At 69.5% G+C, this 17557-nt stretch carries 17 protein-coding genes; 11 read left to right on the forward strand and 6 right to left on the reverse strand.

The features are described from left to right. The first annotated feature begins 7 nt into the window (after positions 1–7). Positions 8–109 carry a hypothetical protein gene (locus QOC69_RS30395; protein WP_526446243.1) on the forward strand — a complete coding sequence of 34 codons (102 nt, stop codon included), beginning with the start codon at positions 8–10 and terminating at the stop codon, positions 107–109. On the opposite strand, the gene QOC69_RS30400 is transcribed toward QOC69_RS30395, so the two are convergent. Further along, on the reverse strand, positions 96–701 hold the full coding sequence (locus tag QOC69_RS30400) for a YqgE/AlgH family protein (protein ID WP_526446229.1): 606 nt from the start codon (positions 699–701) through the stop codon (positions 96–98). The genes QOC69_RS30395 and QOC69_RS30400 overlap by 14 nt on opposite strands. A gap of 122 nt (positions 702–823) precedes the next feature. Between QOC69_RS30400 and QOC69_RS30405 the strand changes: the two genes are divergently transcribed. Together QOC69_RS30405 and QOC69_RS30410 are read left to right on the forward strand one after the other, a co-directional pair. Continuing rightward, positions 824–2107: an MFS transporter gene (locus tag QOC69_RS30405; RefSeq protein ID WP_526446230.1), complete on the forward strand. Its 1284-nt coding sequence runs from the start codon at positions 824–826 to the stop codon at positions 2105–2107. 10 nt (positions 2108–2117) lie between these two features. Further along, the gene (locus tag QOC69_RS30410; protein WP_526446231.1) at positions 2118–2894 is read left to right on the forward strand and encodes a TIGR03084 family metal-binding protein; all 777 of its coding nucleotides are present in this window, start codon (positions 2118–2120) and stop codon (positions 2892–2894) included. Here QOC69_RS30410 and QOC69_RS30415 read toward each other — a convergent pair. Together QOC69_RS30415 and QOC69_RS30420 are read right to left on the reverse strand one after the other, a co-directional pair. Further along, positions 2891–3397, reverse strand: coding sequence for a pullulanase (locus QOC69_RS30415; protein ID WP_526446232.1), 507 nt, complete (start codon positions 3395–3397; stop codon positions 2891–2893). The two genes, QOC69_RS30410 and QOC69_RS30415, sit on opposite strands and share 4 nt — an antisense overlap. An 18-nt stretch (positions 3398–3415) precedes the next feature. Next, positions 3416–4915 (reverse strand): CCA tRNA nucleotidyltransferase, encoded by a 1500-nt coding sequence (locus QOC69_RS30420; protein WP_526446233.1) that lies wholly within the window; start codon positions 4913–4915, stop codon positions 3416–3418. 122 nt (positions 4916–5037) lie between these two features. Here QOC69_RS30420 and QOC69_RS30425 point away from each other — a divergent pair, with 122 nt between their 5' ends. The 4 genes from QOC69_RS30425 (at position 5038) to sigM (ending at position 12583) form a co-directional block, all read left to right on the forward strand. Then, positions 5038–5835 carry an NUDIX hydrolase gene (locus tag QOC69_RS30425; protein ID WP_526446234.1) on the forward strand — a complete coding sequence of 266 codons (798 nt, stop codon included), beginning with the start codon at positions 5038–5040 and terminating at the stop codon, positions 5833–5835. Between the two features lie 6 nt (positions 5836–5841). Continuing rightward, positions 5842–8232 carry a DUF6049 family protein gene (locus tag QOC69_RS30430; RefSeq protein ID WP_526446235.1) on the forward strand — a complete coding sequence of 797 codons (2391 nt, stop codon included), beginning with the start codon at positions 5842–5844 and terminating at the stop codon, positions 8230–8232. A 20-nt stretch (positions 8233–8252) separates the two neighbouring features. After that, on the forward strand, positions 8253–11870 hold the full coding sequence (murJ, locus tag QOC69_RS30435; protein WP_526446244.1) for a murein biosynthesis integral membrane protein MurJ: 3618 nt from the start codon (positions 8253–8255) through the stop codon (positions 11868–11870). A gap of 110 nt (positions 11871–11980) precedes the next feature. Beyond that, the gene (gene sigM / locus QOC69_RS30440; protein WP_526446236.1) at positions 11981–12583 is read left to right on the forward strand and encodes an RNA polymerase sigma factor SigM; all 603 of its coding nucleotides are present in this window, start codon (positions 11981–11983) and stop codon (positions 12581–12583) included. Here sigM and QOC69_RS30445 read toward each other — a convergent pair. Beyond that, positions 12537–12869: a hypothetical protein gene (locus QOC69_RS30445; RefSeq protein ID WP_526446237.1), complete on the reverse strand. Its 333-nt coding sequence runs from the start codon at positions 12867–12869 to the stop codon at positions 12537–12539. The genes sigM and QOC69_RS30445 overlap by 47 nt on opposite strands. Before the next feature lie 141 nt (positions 12870–13010). On the opposite strand from QOC69_RS30445, the gene QOC69_RS30450 reads away from it, so the two are divergent. From QOC69_RS30450 to QOC69_RS30465, 4 genes are all read left to right on the forward strand, one after another. Then, the gene (locus tag QOC69_RS30450) at positions 13011–13769 is read left to right on the forward strand and encodes an RsmA family anti-sigma factor (RefSeq protein ID WP_526446238.1); all 759 of its coding nucleotides are present in this window, start codon (positions 13011–13013) and stop codon (positions 13767–13769) included. Between the two features lie 93 nt (positions 13770–13862). Then, positions 13863–14795 (forward strand): thioredoxin-disulfide reductase, encoded by a 933-nt coding sequence (trxB, locus tag QOC69_RS30455; protein ID WP_526446239.1) that lies wholly within the window; start codon positions 13863–13865, stop codon positions 14793–14795. Between the two features lie 35 nt (positions 14796–14830). Further along, positions 14831–15163: a thioredoxin gene (gene trxA / locus QOC69_RS30460; protein WP_526446240.1), complete on the forward strand. Its 333-nt coding sequence runs from the start codon at positions 14831–14833 to the stop codon at positions 15161–15163. A gap of 143 nt (positions 15164–15306) precedes the next feature. Beyond that, positions 15307–16503, forward strand: coding sequence for an N-acetylmuramoyl-L-alanine amidase (locus tag QOC69_RS30465; protein ID WP_526446241.1), 1197 nt, complete (start codon positions 15307–15309; stop codon positions 16501–16503). A 7-nt stretch (positions 16504–16510) separates the two neighbouring features. Here the strand turns inward: QOC69_RS30465 and QOC69_RS30470 are convergent, their stop codons facing one another. Then, a complete protein-coding gene (locus tag QOC69_RS30470) occupies positions 16511–17239 on the reverse strand; it encodes an acetyltransferase (RefSeq protein WP_526446242.1) in 729 nt (242 codons plus the stop codon). A 219-nt stretch (positions 17240–17458) separates the two neighbouring features. Next, on the reverse strand, positions 17459–17557 hold a 99-nt coding region (locus QOC69_RS30475), incomplete at its 5' end, for a hypothetical protein (RefSeq protein ID WP_526446245.1).

Genomic DNA, 17557 nt, shown 5'->3' on the forward strand with positions numbered 1-17557 from the left:
CTTGATCATGTTGCCGCTGATCATCTTTCACCAGATCCAGCTGGTGGTGTGCGCGGCGATCGCCAGCCGGATGTCGCGCGCCGAAGTGGGCGAGCTCAGTTCCGGCTGACGTCGATCGGATGCGACGCCAGCAGGGACAGCGGCAACGGCTGACGCCGCAGCACCCGCGACCACAGATCCACCCTGGGCTCCACCAGGACGTCGGATGGCAAGGCGGACAAGACGATCCAGTCTTCTCGCTCGATCTCGCCGTCGAGTTGACCGATGGTCCACCCGGAGTAACCGGCGTACACGCGCACGCCCTCCACCATGGGGGCGACCTCGTCCGGGTCGGCGTCCAGGTCGACCATCACCATCCGGCCCTGCACGTGTCGTAGGCCCGGCACACCTGCTGGGTCCATTCCGACCCGCAGCGTGGCCAGGCACAGCGCGGCGTCCCGCTTGACCGGTCCACCGATGAACATGGTCTTGGGCTTGGTGGCCAGCTTCGCCCACTGCGGCAGGACGTTGTAGACGGCGGTCTCGCTGGGCCGGTTCAGTACGACGCCGAGCGTGCCACCGTCGTTGTGTTCGACGACGTAGATGACGCTGCGCCGGAACGTCGGCTCCAGCAGATCGGTGTTGGCGAGCAGCAGCGTTCCCGCACGTACCCGATGCACCGAGGGGGCGATGAAGTCCTCCGGGTCGTCTGAATGCGCCACCCGTCCATCATGTCACCAGCACCCGTCTGACGTGGCGAACAGACCCGGCCTGCCGGGATATTTGTAGTGTGGATGGGATTGCCGATCTCGGCGTAACACCGTTCGACAAGATCGGATCTGACGTGACCGAATCTCGCGCACCCATTGCCTTGTGGCAGTCGGTGCGCGCGCTGCCCGAATTTCGCCGACTGCTCGAGCTGCGCGCAGTCAGCCAGTTCGGCGACGGCGTGTTCCAGGCCGGGCTGGCGGGTGCCCTGCTGTTCAGTCCCGAGCGCGCCGCAGGACCGTGGCAGATCGCAGGCTCCTTCGCGGTGCTGTTCCTGCCGTACTCGCTCCTCGGCCCGTTCGCGGGTGCACTTCTGGACCGGTGGGACCGCCGGATGGTGCTCGTCGGCGCGAACCTTGCCCGGCTGGTGATGATGCTCGGCGTGGCCATCCTGTTGGCCGTCGGCGCGGGCGAGCTGACGATCCTGTGTGGGGCGCTGATCGTCAACGGCTTCACCCGGTTCGTGTCGTCCGGCCTTTCCGCCGCGCTGCCGCACGTCGTGGCCAGGGAGCAGGTGGTGACGATGAACTCGGTGGCCACCGCGACCGGTGCGGCCGCGGCGTTCCTCGGCGCCAACTTCATGCTGCTGCCGCGCTGGCTGTTCGGCACCGGCGACGCCGGTGCCGCTTCGGTGATCTTCATCGCGCTGGTGCCCGTCGCACTCGCGCTGTGGCTGTCGGTGCGGTTCAAGCCGCACGTGCTCGGCCCCGACGACAGCGCCAGGGCCGTGCACGGTTCGGTGGCCTACGCGGTGGCCACCGGCTGGGGGTACGGCATCCGGACCGTGTTGGCGGTGCCAACGGTCGCTGCCACGCTGTCCGGGCTGGCCGCCCACCGGATCGTGTTCGGCATCAACACGCTGCTGGTGCTGGTGCTCGTCCGGCACACCGGCATGCGCGACGTCGCCGGGCTCGGCACCGTGGTGCTGTTCGTCGCCGCGACGGGCCTTGGGGCTTTCGTGGCCACGTTCCTCACCCCACCGGCGATCCTTCGGTGGGGACGCTTCGCCACCGCCAACGGCGCGCTCGGGCTGGCGGCGGTCTTCCAATTGGGCGCGTCAGGGCTGCAGCTGCCGCTCATGACGTTGTGCGGCCTACTGCTCGGCGTCACCGGCCAGGTGGTCAAGCTCTGTGCCGACTCAGCCATGCAGCTGGACGTCGACGACGCGCTGCGCGGCCACGTCTTCACGGTTCAGGATTCTCTGTTCTGGGTGTCGTTCATCGGCGCGATCGCGGTGTCGGCCGCCGTCATGCCCGCCAACGGTCACGCGCCGGGGCTGGTGGTGTCCGGCGCGGTGGTGTACCTCGTCGGCCTGCTGGTGCACGCCGCGATCGGCAGGCGATCCAGCCCGTCGGTCTAGGGTGACGCGCATGGCGGGTGCGGACTCAGTGGTGGCCGATCTTCGTGCGGAGAGCGACGAACTCGACGCGCTCATCGCAGACCTACCTGACGAGCGCTGGCGCATCGAGACCCCCGCACCGGGGTGGACCGTCGCGCACCAGATCGCCCATCTGCTGTGGACCGACCGGGTCGCGGTCGTCGCCGTCACCGACGAAGCGGGCTTCGGCGAACTGCTGACGGTTGCGACCAAGGATCCGACGGGGTTCGTCGACGCCGGTGCCGAGGAGCTGTCCGCGATGCAACCCGCCGAGATGCTGGCCGACTGGCGACGCACCCGGGCCCGGCTGCACGACGAACTCCTCGTGGTGGCCGACGGCGGCAAGCTTCCGTGGTTCGGTCCGCCGATGAGCGCCACGTCGATGGCAACGGCCCGGCTGATGGAGACCTGGGCGCACGGCCTTGACGTCGCCGACGCCCTCGGGATGTCGCGCCCCGCCACGGACCGGTTGCGCTCGGTCGCCCACATCGGAGTTAGGACAAGGGATTTCGCGTTTGCGGTACACGGGCTGCCCGCGCCAGCCGATCCGTTCCTGGTCGAGCTGCGTGCACCCGACGGCACGACGTGGTCGTGGGGCCCCGCCGACGCCCCGCAACGGGTCAGCGGATCGGCCGAGGACTTCTGCATGCTGGTCACGCAGCGCCGGCCGCGCGCCGAGCTCGACGTGACGGCCGAAGGCGCCGATGCTCGGCAGTGGTTGACGATCGCGCAGGCGTTCGCCGGCCCACCGGGTGTCGGGCGAGACTAAAGAGCCGCGGCCGCGTCGGCAGCACCGTCGCCGTCGGTGTCGGCCAGCCGGACGTCCCACCGCCCGTCACCGTCGCCGTCGACGTACGCCTGATCGCCGACGAGTGCCCGGTCGGCCAGGCCGTCCCGATCGGCGTCGAGCAGCCGGTCATCGGCCGCACCGTCACCGTCGAAGTCCACCATCGGCCCACCGACCGCCTCGGCGCCGTCCAGCCCGAACCAGCGCACCTCCCCGCTTCGCCCCTTCGAGTCGACGCTCAGCGCCCACGTCCCCGACCCGTCGTCGGTGAACGACGCCTCGGGGTGCCCGTCGTCGTCCAGGTCGAGGACGGCGTGGTCGACAAGACCGTCGCCGTCGAGGTCGGCCAGCGCGTCGTCGAGGAGTCCATCGCCGTCGAAGTCCAGCCCGATCGCGTCGAAGACACCGTCACCGTCCAAGTCCAGATTGGGCTCGGCCATCCACATCGCCGCCGTACCGTCGCCGTCGCCCAGGCAATAGTCCATGGATACTTGGACGCGCCCCTAGCCCCTGGCGTTCCACCACTTCTGCAGTTCGGCGACGGCCTCGTCGTGGTCGAGCGGTCCGCGGTCCAACCGCAGCTCCTTGAGATGGCGCCAGGCCTCCCCTACCTCAGGGCCGGCCGGAATGCCGAGGAGCTGCATGATCTCGTTGCCGTCGAGGTCGGGCCGCACCTTCTGCAGGTCCTCCTTGGCCGCCAGTTCGGCGATGCGCTGTACGAGGCTGTCGTAGTTGGCCTGCAGCCGCGCGGCCCGCCGCTTGTTGCGGGTGGTGCAGTCAGCGCGCACCAGCTTGTGCAGCTTGTCCAGCAGCGGCCCGGCGTCGGTGACGTAGCGGCGCACCGCGGAGTCCGTCCACTTCCCAGCCCCATTGGCATCCGCGTAGCCGTGGAACCGTAGGTGCAGGTACACCAGCTGGGAGACGTCGTCCACCATCTGCTTGGAGTACTTCAGCGCCCGCATCCGCTTGCGGGTCATCTTCGCGCCGACCACCTCGTGGTGGTGGAAGCTCACACCGCCGTCGGCCTCGTGCCTGCGGGTGCCTGGCTTGCCGATGTCGTGCAGCAACGCCGCCCAGCGCAGCACCAGATCCGGACCGGTACTGACCCCCGGGTCGCTCCGCTCCTGCCTGCCGGACTGCTCCTCCAGATCGATGGCCTGCGACAGCACCGTCAGCGAATGCTGGTAGACGTCCTTGTGCTGATGGTGTTCGTCGATGGCCATCTGCATCGCCCCGACCTCGGGCAGCACCACCTCGCCGAGCCCGGTCTGCACCATCAGGTCGATGCCCGCGACCGGGTCGGCGCCCAGCACCAGCTTGTCCAGTTCGGCGGCCACCCGCTCGGCGGTGATGCGGCCGAGTTCGGGCGCCATCCGCTGCATCGCCTCGCGGACCCTCGGCGCCACCACGAAGCCGAGCTGCGAGACGAACCGCGCAGCACGCAGCATGCGCAGCGGATCGTCGCCGAATGACACCTCGGGCGCCGCAGGGGTGTCCAGCACGCCGGCCCGCAACGCCGCCAAACCGCTTAGAGGATCACAGAATTCGCCGAGCCCGCCCGGCGCCGACGGGTCCATCCGCACGGCGATGGCGTTGGCGGTGAAGTCGCGGCGCACCAAGTCGCCTTCGAGGGTGTCGCCGAAGCGCACCTGCGGATTGCGCGACACCTGGTCGTAGGTGTCGGCGCGGAACGTGGTGATCTCCACCCGCTGCGTGCCCTTGATGGCGCCGATGGTGCCGAACTCGATACCGGTGTCCCACAACCCGTCGGCCCAGCGGCGCACGATCTGTTGCACGCGTTCAGGCCGCGCGTCGGTGGTGAAGTCCAGGTCGGGCTGGGTTACCCGGTCGAGAAGCGCATCGCGGACGCTGCCGCCGACCAGGTACAGCTGGTGGCCGGCATCAGCGAACAATCCGCCCAACTCGCGCAGCATCGGCGCGTGCGGCTGCAGCGCCCTGACGGCGGCCAACAGCTCCACGTCGGCATGAGGATCGTTCGACACGTTCGCAGATCTTTCCATCGAGCCTCAACCGTGCTCACGGCGACATAACGACCAGGCGACAAGCCGACCACGAACGCGAGTGCATCGAGGGCGAAACTTCGATGGCAGCTACTATCGCTTGGGTGTCGGAGGGCGAACGAGCCAAACCACGACGGCGCCGCGGAAGGCGCCGCGGACGACGCTCGGCAGGTCCGCCGGAAGCCATCGCGCAGCCGGCGAATCCCAGCCCGTCCGCCGACCCCACCAAACCCCGCCACACCAACGGCTCCGCCAAGCCCACCGACGACCGTCACAGGCCCGGTCCCAGCCGCCGTCCTCCTGAACGGCTGCGCACCGTGCACGAGACCTCGGCTGGCGGTCTGGTGATCGACGGCATCGACGGCCCGAAGGACGACCAGGTGGCAGCGCTGATCGGACGGGTCGACCGGCGGGGCCGGATGCTGTGGTCGCTGCCCAAGGGCCACATCGAGCTCGGCGAGACCGCCGAGCAGACCGCGATCCGCGAGGTCGCCGAGGAGACCGGGATCCAGGGCAGCGTGCTCGCCGCGCTCGGCAGCATCGACTACTGGTTCGTCACGGAAGGACGGCGTGTGCACAAGACCGTGCACCACTACCTCATGCGCTTCCTCGACGGTGAGCTCTCCGACGAGGACGTCGAGGTCAGCGAGGTGGCCTGGGTGCCCGTCAAAGAGCTTCCCGCCAAGCTGGCCTACGCCGACGAACGACGCCTGGCCGAGGTCGCCGGGGAGCTGATCGACCGCCTGCACACCGACGGACCTACGGCGCTGCCGCCGCTACCGCACTCCTCGCCACGACGCCGCGCCCAGACCCACTCGCACACCCGAAACCGTCGACCCGACGAGTCCACGCAACCCCCAAAACCTGGCCGGCGGGCGAACGGCTGCGGCCAGGGTCCGTGAGGTGCCATGACGGCTAGCACGGCTGGAACGGCACTGTCGCGCTTGCTGGCCGTCGCCGCACTGCTGACGCTGATCGTCGTACCCGCACTCCTACCTCGCGTCGCCGCAGGCCAGCCCGGCTCGACGCCCTTCCTCCAGCTGCACATCGACCGGGTCACCCCCGACACCATGAGCACCACTAGCGAACCCATGGTCACCGTCGCGGGCACGGTCACCAACGTCGGTGACCGTCCCGTGCGCGACGTGATGGTACGGCTCGAGCGTGCGGCGGCGGTGTCGTCGTCCGCCGGTCTGCGCACCAACCTGGCCGGCGGCGTCGACCAGTACGAGGCAGTGGCCGATTTCACGACGGTCGCCCCTGAGCTGGACCGGGGTCAGAACGTCCCGTTCACGTTGTCCTATCCGGTGCGCTCGGCGGAACTGCCGTCGCTGCGCATCGACGAGCCCGGCGTCTACCCCGTGCTCGTCAACGTCAACGGAACTCCCGACTACGGCGCGCCCGCCCGCCTCGACGACGCGCGCTTCCTGCTTCCCGTGCTCGGCGTGCCGCCCGACCCGTCCACCGATGCGGCCGACACGCTGTCGGCCGTGGTGGCACCCGATACGTCGCGGCCGACCCGCATCACCATGCTGTGGCCGCTCGCCGACCGGCCCCGGCTGGCCGCGGGCGTGCCCGGCGGCACCACACCGGTGCGCCTGGTCGACGACGACCTGGCGTCCTCGCTGGGCAGCGGCGGCCGGCTCGACACGCTGCTCAACGCGATCGACTTCGCGACCAGTCCCGCGGTCGACCCCGGCGGCCAGGTCCGCAGCGCCACGTGCCTCGCGGTCGACCCCGACCTGCTGGTCACCGTGAACGCGATGACATTGGGCTACGTCGTCAACGACGTGCCCGACGGCGGGCTGGCCTCCCCGACCCACCCCGGCACCGGCCAGGACGCCGCGGTGAACTGGCTGAACCGGCTCAAGACCCTCGCCCAGCGGATGTGCGTTGCGCCGTCGGTGTACGCGCAGGCCGACCTCGGCGCGCTGCGGCGGGTCGGCGACGCGGGCCTCGGCGCGGTCGCGACCAGCGATGCGGGCGCGATCGTCGACAAGATCCTCGGCATCAAGTCCGTTCCTGGCGCGACCCTGATCGGGGACGGCCCGCTCACCGGTACGGCGGTTCAGCTGCTCTCGGAGCAGGGGCCGACCGTCGCGATCGCGGCCCCCGAGTTCACGCTCCAGGACGCCGCCGACGGTGAACCGTTGCCCTTGGACCTCGCGCCGCGCCGCTACACGCCCCAGGTGGTCACCGCGCCGTTCGACCCGATGGTCGGTGCGGCGCTGGCCGGAGCCGGCCGCACCCCGACCGCCCCGTCGTACCTCGACGAATCGCTGGACGTGCCGCTGCGACACGATTCCGCCGTCGCTCGGCTCCAGGATGCGCTGGCGTCGCTGCTGTGGCGCGGGCTACGCCCCAACACCGAGCCACGCACCCAGATCGTCGTCCCGCCACTGGTGTGGGACCTGACGCCGGACGACGCAACGGCCATCCTGTCCACCCTCGCCACCTCCATCCACGCCGGGCTGACCGTGCCGCGGCCACTGACCGCGGTGATCGCCGAGAGCGCGGCCGTGCCGCCGGACGACCAGCCGCTGCCCGGCGAGACGCTGGGCAATGCGCGCGCCCGCTTCGACGACTCGGTGACCGACGAGGTCGCCGCCGCGTCGGACAGGTTGGGCGGTCTGACGTCGGCGCTCACGGTCGACGCGCGCACCGGACTGACCGGCACGCAATACACCGCACCACTGCGCGAGGACCTGCTGCGGGCGCTGAGTCAGTCGCTGCCACGCGACGCGCGCAACGGCATGGCCGGGCAACGCGTGCACACCGTCGGCACCACCGTCGACGATCTGTTCGGCGCCGTCACCATCGTCAACCCCGGCGGGTCCTACACCCTGGCCACCGAGCGCAGCCCGCTGCCCTTGGCGCTGCGCAACGACCTGCCCGTGCCGATCCGGGTGCGGTTGGACGTCGGTGCGCCGCCGGGAATGACGGTCACCGACATGGGTGAGATCGAGCTGCCGCCGGGATTCCTGCCGCTGCGGGTGCCGATCGAGGTGCACTTCACCCAGCGGGTGGCCGTGGACGTGGCGTTGCGCACTGCCGACGGGCTGCCGCTCGGCGAGCCGGTGCGGCTGTCCGTGCACTCCAATGCGTACGGCAAGGTCCTCTTCTTCATCACGCTGTCAGCGGGTGCCGTGCTCGTTCTGCTGGCCGGGCGGCGCCTGTGGCACCGCTTCCGCGGCCAGCCCGACCGCGCCGATCTCGACCGGCCCCGGCGCCGCAACGCACAGGCCGGCGACCCCGATCCGCTCGACGTGGCGATCGCCCACGCACCGGACGACTCGTGAACGCTCCCCTGCCGCCGGCGCTGCCGCCGCGTCGGCCCCCACCCCCACCACCCCGCTGGCAGCCGCCTCCACCGCCACCCCGCCGACCGGTACCCCCGCCGCCACATCAGCGGATCCGCCGCGGTCCCGCGCCGCGCCGCCGCGCCGGTCGGCAGGAACTCTCCGACGCCGCGGTGGTGTCGCGGTCCTGGGGCATGGCGTTTGCGACGCTGATGAGCCGGATCACCGGCTTCATCCGCATCGTGCTGCTCGCGACCATCCTCGGTGCGGCGCTGGCCAGTGCATTCTCGGTGGCCTACCAGCTGCCGAACCTGATCGCCGCTTTGGTGCTCGAGGCGACCTTCACCGCGATCTTCGTGCCGGTGCTCGCCCGCGCCGAGCGCGACGATGCCGACGGCGGCACCGCCTTCGTCCGCCGACTCGTCACGCTGGCCACCGCATTGCTTCTGGTCGCCACCGTGCTGTCGGTGATCGCCGCCCCGCTGCTGGTCCGGCTCATGCTGGGCAGCGACACGCAGGTCAACCGGTCGCTGACGACCGCGTTCGCCTACTTGCTGCTACCGCAGGTGCTCTTCTACGGACTTTCGTCGGTGTTCATGGCAATCCTGAACACCCGCAACGTGTTCGGGCCACCGGCCTGGGCCCCGGTGTGCAACAACGTGGTGGCCATCGCCACGCTTGGCGTGTATCTGATTGTCCCTGGCGAACTCTCGACCGATCCGGTGCGGATGGGCACCGCGAAGCTACTGGTGCTCGGCATCGGGATGACGCTGGGCACCGTCACCCAGGTCGTCGTGCTGCTGGTCGCCATCCGCCGTGAGCGGATCAGCCTGCGTCCGCTGTGGGGCCTCGACGACCGGTTGAAGAGATTCGGCGCGATGGCGGCGGCCATGGTGCTCTACGTGCTGATCAGCCAGATCGGGTTGATCGTCGGCAACCGGATCGCCAGTGGCGCAGCGGCTTCGGGCCCGGCGATCTACACCTATACCTGGCTGGTGTTGATGTTGCCGTTCGGCATGATCGGCGTGACGGTGCTGACCGTGGTGATGCCGCGGCTGTCCCGCAACGCCGCCGCCAACAACAACCCCGCGGTGTTGGCCGACCTCTCGCTGGCCACCCGGCTGACCATGGTGACCCTGATCCCGATCGTGGCGTTCATGACGGTCGGCGGCCCGGCGATCGGCAGCGCGCTGTTCGCATACGGGAACTTCGGCGAGGTGGACGCCGGCTATCTGGGCATGGCCATCACGCTGTCCGCGTTCACGCTGATCCCCTACGCGCTGGTGCTGCTTCAGCTGCGGGTCTTCTACGCCCGCGAGCAGCCGTGGACGCCGATCCTGGTGATCATCGTCATCACCGTGGTCAAGATCGTGGGCTCGGTGGCGGCGCCATACCTGACCGACGACCGCGAGCTCGTCGCCGGATACCTCGGGCTGGCCAACGGGCTTGGCTTCCTCGCCGGAGCGACCGTCGGCTACGTCCTGCTGCGGGTCAACCTCAACCCGCCCGGCGGCCGACTGCTCAGTCTGGCCGTGGTGCGCACCATCCTGGTGACGATCACGGCCTCCCTGCTCGCCGGACTCGTCGGTCACGTGGTGGACCAGCTGGCCGGCCTGGAGTCGCTCACCGAGCACGGTGGCGGGGCGGGCTCGCTGCTGCGCCTGCTGCTGCTCGGTCTTCTGATGCTGCCGATCGTCGCGGGAGTGTTGCTGGCGGCGAAGGTGCCCGAGGCGGCGACCGCGCTGGCCTGGGTGCGGCGCCGGTTGCGCCGGGGAGGCCCACCTGCGGCGGTAGCCGCCGGGCCACCGGTACGGCCCGACCGACCGCGTCCGATGGGTCCCCTCACGTACTCTGATCAGAGGAATTCGTACCCGGGACCTCCACGTCAAAGTGTCGCGGTGCCACGGGGCGAGCCTCCGGCAGGGGTTGCCGGAGCCAGGCTGCGGAAAGGACCGGCGGTGACCGACGACTCCGCAGGCGGCTCCGCGTTCGGCGACGCCGGTGCTACCACCCGCATCCCGCGCCCGGCCGCCGACGACTTCCAGCCCGACGTGCCGCCCGACGCCTCCTACCCCACCTCCGGCCGCCCACCCGCCGACTACGGTGGCGACCCGACTCGCGAACCGCTCACCCTCGGCATGCCGAACGAGCCGCCGATCGAGGCGGCCACCGCCGAGGACGACGTCCACCTCATTCCCGGCGCCACCATCGCCGGCGGGCGCTACCGACTGCTGGTGTTCCACGGCGGTCCGCCCCATCTCCAGTTCTGGCACGCACTGGACACCGCGCTGGACCGTCAGGTCGCGCTGACCTTCGTCGACCCCGAAGCCGTCCTGCCGGACGCGGAACTGTCCGAGATCCTGTCGCGGACCATGCGCCTGAGTCACCTGGAGACGCCCGGCGTGGCGCGGGTGCTGGACGTCGCGCAGACCGGGTCGGGCGGGCTGGTGGTGTCGGAGTGGATCCGCGGCGGATCGCTCGCCGAGGTCGCCGAGACCGCGCCGTCGCCGATCGGTGGGGCTCGCGCCATCCAGTCGCTGGCCGCGGCGGCCGAGGCCGCGCACCGCGAGGGTGTCGCGTTGTCGATCGACCACCCTGGCCGGGTGCGGGTCAGCATCGACGGCGACGTCGCGCTCGCGTTCCCCGCCACGATGCCCACCGCCACGCCGGAGGACGACATCCGCGGCATCGGCGCCGCCCTCTACGCACTGTTGATCAACCGGTGGCCGCTCCCCGAGTCGGGGGTCCGCAGCGGCATGGAGCCTGCCGAGCTGGACGCCGCAGGACAGCCCGTCGAGCCGCGCGCCGTCGACCGTGACATCCCGTTCCAGATCTCGGCGGCAGCGGCCCGCGCGGTTCAGGAGAACGGTGGCATTCGGTCCGCGCCGACGCTGCTCAACCTCCTTCAGCAGGCCACCGCCGTCGCCGATCGCACCGAGACCATCACGCCGGTCGACGAGCCGGCAGCGCCGCAGCGGCACTTCACCGCGGAGCCCGATCCGCAGGCGCTGGCGCGCAGGCGCAAGGGGCTGGTGATCGGCATGAGCGTCGGCGCGGTGATCCTCGTCATCGCGCTCGTCGTCCTGGCCACCGTGTTGAGCCGGATGTTCGGTGACGTCGGTGGGCCGCTCGCAGGGGACCAACTCGGGCTGAACAGCCCGCCCAGTTCCAGCAGCACCGCGAACACCGGCGTCGTGAAACCGGTACGGGCGACGGTCTTCTCGCCGGGTGGTGAAGCCGACAACCCGGCCATGGCCGGCCAGGCGATCGACGGCAACCCGGCGACGGCGTGGACCACGGACACCTACAGCGACGCGGTGCCGTTCCCGAACTTCAAGGACGGCGTCGGGTTGATGCTGCAGCTTCCCAAGCCCACCGCGCTGGCCTCGGTGACGTTGAGCCTCAACAGCACCGGCACGTCGATCCAGATTCGGTCCGCCGACACCCCGACCCCTGCGTCGCTGAACGACACCACAGAGCTCAGCCCGCCGACGCCGATGAAGACCGGCTCCAACACGATCACCATCACCAACCCGACGCCGACGTCGAACGTGCTGGTGTGGATCACGACGCTGGGCAACGTGGGCGGCAAGAGCGAGTCGGCGCTCTCGGACATCACCCTCAAGCCCGCCTCCTAACGCACCATCCCCAGGCCGGGTGGGGACGTCCGCGCTGTTCAGCAGCCCGTTGGGCCGGTCCGGCTGAAGAAGTGTCAAGCGGGTGGTCCAGGGGTGATTAAGGTTCGGCTGTGGGCAACTTCGGGGGAATTGCCGACCCAGACCGGTCGGATGCCGAGCTGCTCGTCGCGCACGTCGCGGGCGATCGCTACGCCTTCGAGGAACTGTTCTACCGCCACCATCGGCAGCTGTACCGGCTCGCCCAGATCAGCAGCCGCACTCCCGAGGACGCCGCCGACGCGCTCCAGGACGCGATGCTCTCGGCGCACCGCAGTGCACCGAGGTTTCGCCATGACGCGTCGGTCAGCAGCTGGTTGTACCGGATCGTGGTGAACGCGTGCCTGGATCGGCTGCGCCGCAACAAGTCTCACCTCACTACAGTGCTTGAGGAGGACACCTGCCACGTCGGCGATCCGACGCCGCGGGTGGACACCGCCCTCGTGGTCGAACGCGCGCTCATGCGCCTGCCGGTCGAGCAGCGCGCCGCCGTCGTGGCGGTCGACATGCAAGGGTTCTCCGTCGCGGAGACGGCCCGGGTTCTCGGTGTCCCCGAGGGCACCGTGAAGAGCAGGTGCTCGCGGGCGCGCGCCAAACTCGCCGAGACGCTCGACTACTTCGCGCCGGTCGTTACTGACTCTGCCGAACCCTGGTGTCCGGCTGCGGCACCTGAATGATGCCGGGGCCGTTGACGACCTGCGACAGGCAACCGGGGATGTTGCGACAGGCGATGATCGCGCCCGCGCCCGGCGACGAACCCGGCACCGTGACCGGCTGATTGGGGATCCCGCACGTCTGGATGTACGGGTTGAACGGCTGGATGAATTGGCTGCACGGTTCGGCGGACGCGGTACCCGCCCCGACCGCGAGGCCGGTCGCTAGACCCATCCCCATGGCCAGTGCTCCTGCCCCGAACGTCACGGCCGATCCGATCGCGAGGAGCGTGCGTCGATGCCCAGCCATGATGATCCTTTCCCAGGCCGCGCAGCGGCCACTTCCAGCATCCCCCTTCAATCAACGCCGGTGGCCATTACGACCATTCCCTAGACTGCGCGCATAGCGACACCCGGCGCCCATCGCGCAACGCGGACCACGGGAGTGACAGTGAACGACGACACGGACGGGCCATCGGCCCCGATTCCGCTGGCGCTGCTCGCCGATCTTCAGGCCGGACTGCTCGACGACGACACCGCCGCCATGATCCGTCGCCGCGTCCGCGACGATCCCGAGCCGGCCCGCCGGATGGCCGGGCTGGACCGGGTCCGGCGCGATCTTGCCGACCTTGGCACCGATCCGGCCTCAGCACCGGACGCGCCGCCCGAGGTGACCGCACGCATCGCCGCCGCGCTGCGGGCCGAGCCGCCGCCGATGCACCACGTCGTCGAGCCGTCGCCCGTGACCGCGGCCCATGCGGCGCGCCGGTCGGGCACCCGATTGCGGGTCGCCGCGGCCGCGGTCGGCGTCGGCGCGGCGCTGGTGGCGGCAGGCGTCGGCACGGTGATGCTGCTGCACACCCCCGACCGCCCGGCGGCGACGGACCCGACCGCCGAGCGCATCACCGTGTCGAGACCGGCGAGCGGCCTACGCATGACCGATCCGGAGATCCTGGAGTTGCTCCGTCAGCCACCCGACCTCGGGCCGCTGGCCGATCCGCAACGACGCGCGTCATGCCTCAGCGGTCTCGGCTATCCGACGTCGGCGGCGGTGCTCGGTGCGCGGCCGCTTGCCGTCGACGACCGGTCAGGCGTGCTGGTGCTGCTGCCCGGTGACACGCCACGGGCCGTCAATGCGGTCGTGGTCGCGCTCAACTGCAGTTCGGTGGACACCGGAATGCTCGCCGAACGGGTGGTGACCCGGCCATGACCCGTCCCACCCGACCGTGGGGAACAGCCGGGCTTACGCTGGTGTTATATGCGTGCCCAACGCGGATGGCCACGCAGGGGCAGAAAGGCGGACATGACCTCTCCGACGGTTCATGACGTGATCATCATCGGTTCCGGCCCTGCCGGGTACACGGCAGCCATCTACGCTGCGCGTGCCCAGCTCAAGCCGCTGGTGTTCGAAGGCGTCCAGTTCGGCGGCGCCCTGATGACGACCACCGACGTGGAGAACTACCCCGGCTTCAAGGAAGGCATCACCGGCCCCGAGTTGATGGAGGAGATGCGCGAACAGGCGCTGCGCTTCGGCGCCGACATGCGCATGGAGGACGTCGAAGAGGTGTCGCTCGACGGACCGGTCAAGACCGTCACCGTCGGTGACGAGACCTACCAGGCCCACTCCGTCATCCTCGCGATGGGTGCCGCCGCGCGGTATCTCGGCATACCGGGTGAGCAGGAACGCATCGGCACGGGTGTCAGCACATGTGCCACCTGCGACGGGTTCTTCTTCCGCGATCAGGACATCGCGGTGATCGGTGGCGGCGACTCGGCGATGGAGGAGGCGATCTTCCTCACCCGGTTCGCCAGAAGCGTCACCCTGATCCACCGTCGCGAGGAGTTCCGCGCCTCCAAGATCATGCTCGAACGGGCCAAGGCCAACGAGAAGATCACCATCCTCACCAATACCGCGGTCACCGAGGTCGAGGGCGAGCCCAAGGTCAGCGGTTTGCGGTTGCGCGACACCGTGACCGGCGAGGAGTCCAAGTTGGCCGTCACCGGCGTGTTCGTCGCAATCGGCCACGATCCGCGCTCGGCGTTGGTCCGCGGTCAGGTGGAGCTCGACGACGAGGGCTACGTGAAGGTGGTGGGACGCACCACCCGTACGTCGATCGACGGCGTGTTCGCCGCGGGCGATCTCGTCGACCACACCTACCGCCAGGCCGTCACCGCTGCCGGCATGGGGTGTTCCGCTGCCATCGACAGCGAGCGCTGGCTCACCGACAACGTCTGACCCGTCCCCGATTTCCCAACGAATGGAGCACCACCATGAGTGACACCAAGGCGACAGTCGCCGTCACCGATGACTCGTTCTCAGATGACGTGCTGTCCAGCAGCACTCCCGTGCTGGTGGACTTCTGGGCCACCTGGTGCGGACCGTGCAAGATGGTCGCTCCCGTGCTCGAAGAGATCGCCACCGAGAAGGCCGGTCAGCTGACCGTGGCAAAGATCGACGTCGATGCGAACCCGGCGACCGCGCGGGACTTCCAGGTGGTGTCCATCCCGACGATGATCCTGTTCAAGGACGGTGCTGCGGTGAAGCGGATCGTCGGGGCAAAGGGCAAGGCTGCGCTGCTGCGCGAGCTCGCCGACGTGGTCTAACGACGCGGGTCGCCAGGTTTACCCCTGGCCTGTAGGTTTCCGGATCTTCGGGGACGTCTGCGACAATGCTTTCAAGGCTGTTCCGCCTCTCATTGCAGTCGCCAGCGTTGGTTCGCTGCCATCCGAGACCCGAAAGGCCAGGTATGTCGAGTCTGCGTCGCGGTGACCGGGGCGGCCCCGTGACCGAGATTCGGGCAGCCCTGGCGGCCCTGGGGATCATCAACAGCCCGGATTCGGATCTCACCACCGGCAAACACGTGGCACTCGATGCCTTCGACGACGAGCTCGATCAAGCGGTCCGCGCGTTCCAGCAGCATCGCGGGCTGCTCGTCGACGGCGTTGTCGGGGAGGCCACCTATCGCGCGCTCAAGGAGGCGTCCTACCGGCTCGGAGCCCGCACGTTGGCCCACCAGTTCGGGGCGCCGATGTACGGCGACGACGTCGCCACCCTGCAGGCCAGGTTGCAGGACCTCGGTTTCTACACCGGCCTCGTCGACGGACACTTCGGCCTGCAGACGCACAACGGGCTGATGTCCTACCAGCGTGAGTACGGGCTCTACCCAGACGGCATCTGCGGCCCAGAGACGTTGCGCTCCTTGTACTTTCTTGGTTCCCGGGTCACCGGCGGCTCACTGCACGCCATCAACGAGGAAGAGCTGGTCCGGCGTTCGGGTCCGCGCCTTTCGGGCAAGCGGGTCATCGTCGATCCTGGTCGCGGCGGTGACGACCACGGCCCGATCATGCAGGGCCCGTCGGGTCCGATCAGCGAGGCAGACATCTTGTGGGACTTGGCAAGTCGCCTCGAAGGGCGGATGACCGCGATCGGCATGGAGACGTTCCTGTCCCGGCCCGTCGGTCGTAGCCCATCGGACGCCGAACGGGCGGCCACGGCCAACACCGTCGGCGCCGACCTGATGATCAGCTTGCGGTGTGCTGCCCTGCCCGGGTCGGCCGCAAACGGCCTTGCGTCGTTTCACTTCGGCAACTCGCACGGCTCGGTATCCACCATCGGTCGCAATCTGTCCGACTTCATTCAACGAGAAGTCGCGGCGCGCACCGGATTACGTGACTGCCGCACCCATGGCCGGACGTGGGACCTGCTGCGGTTGACCCGGATGCCGACCGTTCAGGTCGACATCGGCTACCTCACCAATCCGCACGACCGCGATCTATTGGTGTCGCCACAGACCCGTGACTCGATCGCCGAGGGCATCTTGGCTGCGGTCAAGCGGCTCTACCTGCTCGGCAAGAACGACAGGCCCACCGGCACGTTCACGTTCGCCGAGCTTTTGGCCCACGAGCTGTCGGTCGAACAGGCCGGCCGCGCCGCGCAGGCCTGACGGTCCGCTACACGCACGGCACTGCGCCGGCACCGACCGGTCGCAGTTGGGCACTCTCCAGCAGGCGCTCCAACGCCGCCTCCACGTCGGCCTTCCAGCCCAGCCCCTGCTCCAGCTCGAGACGCAGCCGGGGGAAGTAGCGGTGCGGGGCAATGACTTCGAATCCGACGTCGCCCAGGAAGTCCGCGTCGACGATGCATTGCTCGACCGAGCAGTCGCCGAGCACCTCGACGACGGGACGCAGGTCGGGTGGCACCAGCCGGGGGTCGCTGAGTTCGGTGGCTTCGGCCGTCCGTCCGAACGCCTCCAACGCCCTGACGCCGCGGCGGACGAGGTCGCCCACGACTGACGCGATCAGGCCGCGCGGCAGCCCGTCGGGATCGTCGGTGGCTTCGATCCCGATCGAGGTGAGCAGAACGGCATCCGCACTGACCGGGCCGCTAGGGAAGAGCCCCGCCCGCGGGACGGCGCGCGGCGGTGCGTAGAACGCGTAGCCCAGGCACGGCGCGTCATCCGTGGACAGGCCGTCGGGATCACACTGCACGGCGATCTGACCGCACGACCCCCACTCGAGCATCACCATCGACAGCCAGGCTTCCTTCTCGAACTCCGGGTCGGCGAGGTGGTCTTCGCCAGGCAAGGTCGACGGATCGACTTCCCAGAACACGCAGCGGCGCGCGTGCTTGGGCAGCTGCTCGAAGGCTTCGAGCCGCAGCGGCGTGATTCGTGCCGACACTAGAGTCCCCGGTTCTCAGACGGTCCAGACATCAACGGTTGCCCCTCCAGGATAGTGATGCCGGTCGCGGCGGGCTTCGCGGTCGGCGCCGACGCCGCCCTGAACCCCGCTCCGCATCCAATCCCGTTGGTGCCCAACGTGTTTCCTCCTCGGAGTGCGGGCGACAGGGGCTTCGCGGAGCCGATGTGTCACAGTGACGTAATTACGCCGTGTGGTTGGTCACGGTTTGGTCGCGTTCATCAAGTCCACTATTCGCTGTAGGTCTTCGACCGACCCGAACTCCACCACGATCTTGCCTTTTCGTTTGCCGAGGCTCAC

The sequence above is a fragment of the Mycobacterium sp. genome (assembly GCF_032162105.1).
Classification (GTDB): domain Bacteria; phylum Actinomycetota; class Actinomycetes; order Mycobacteriales; family Mycobacteriaceae; genus Mycobacterium.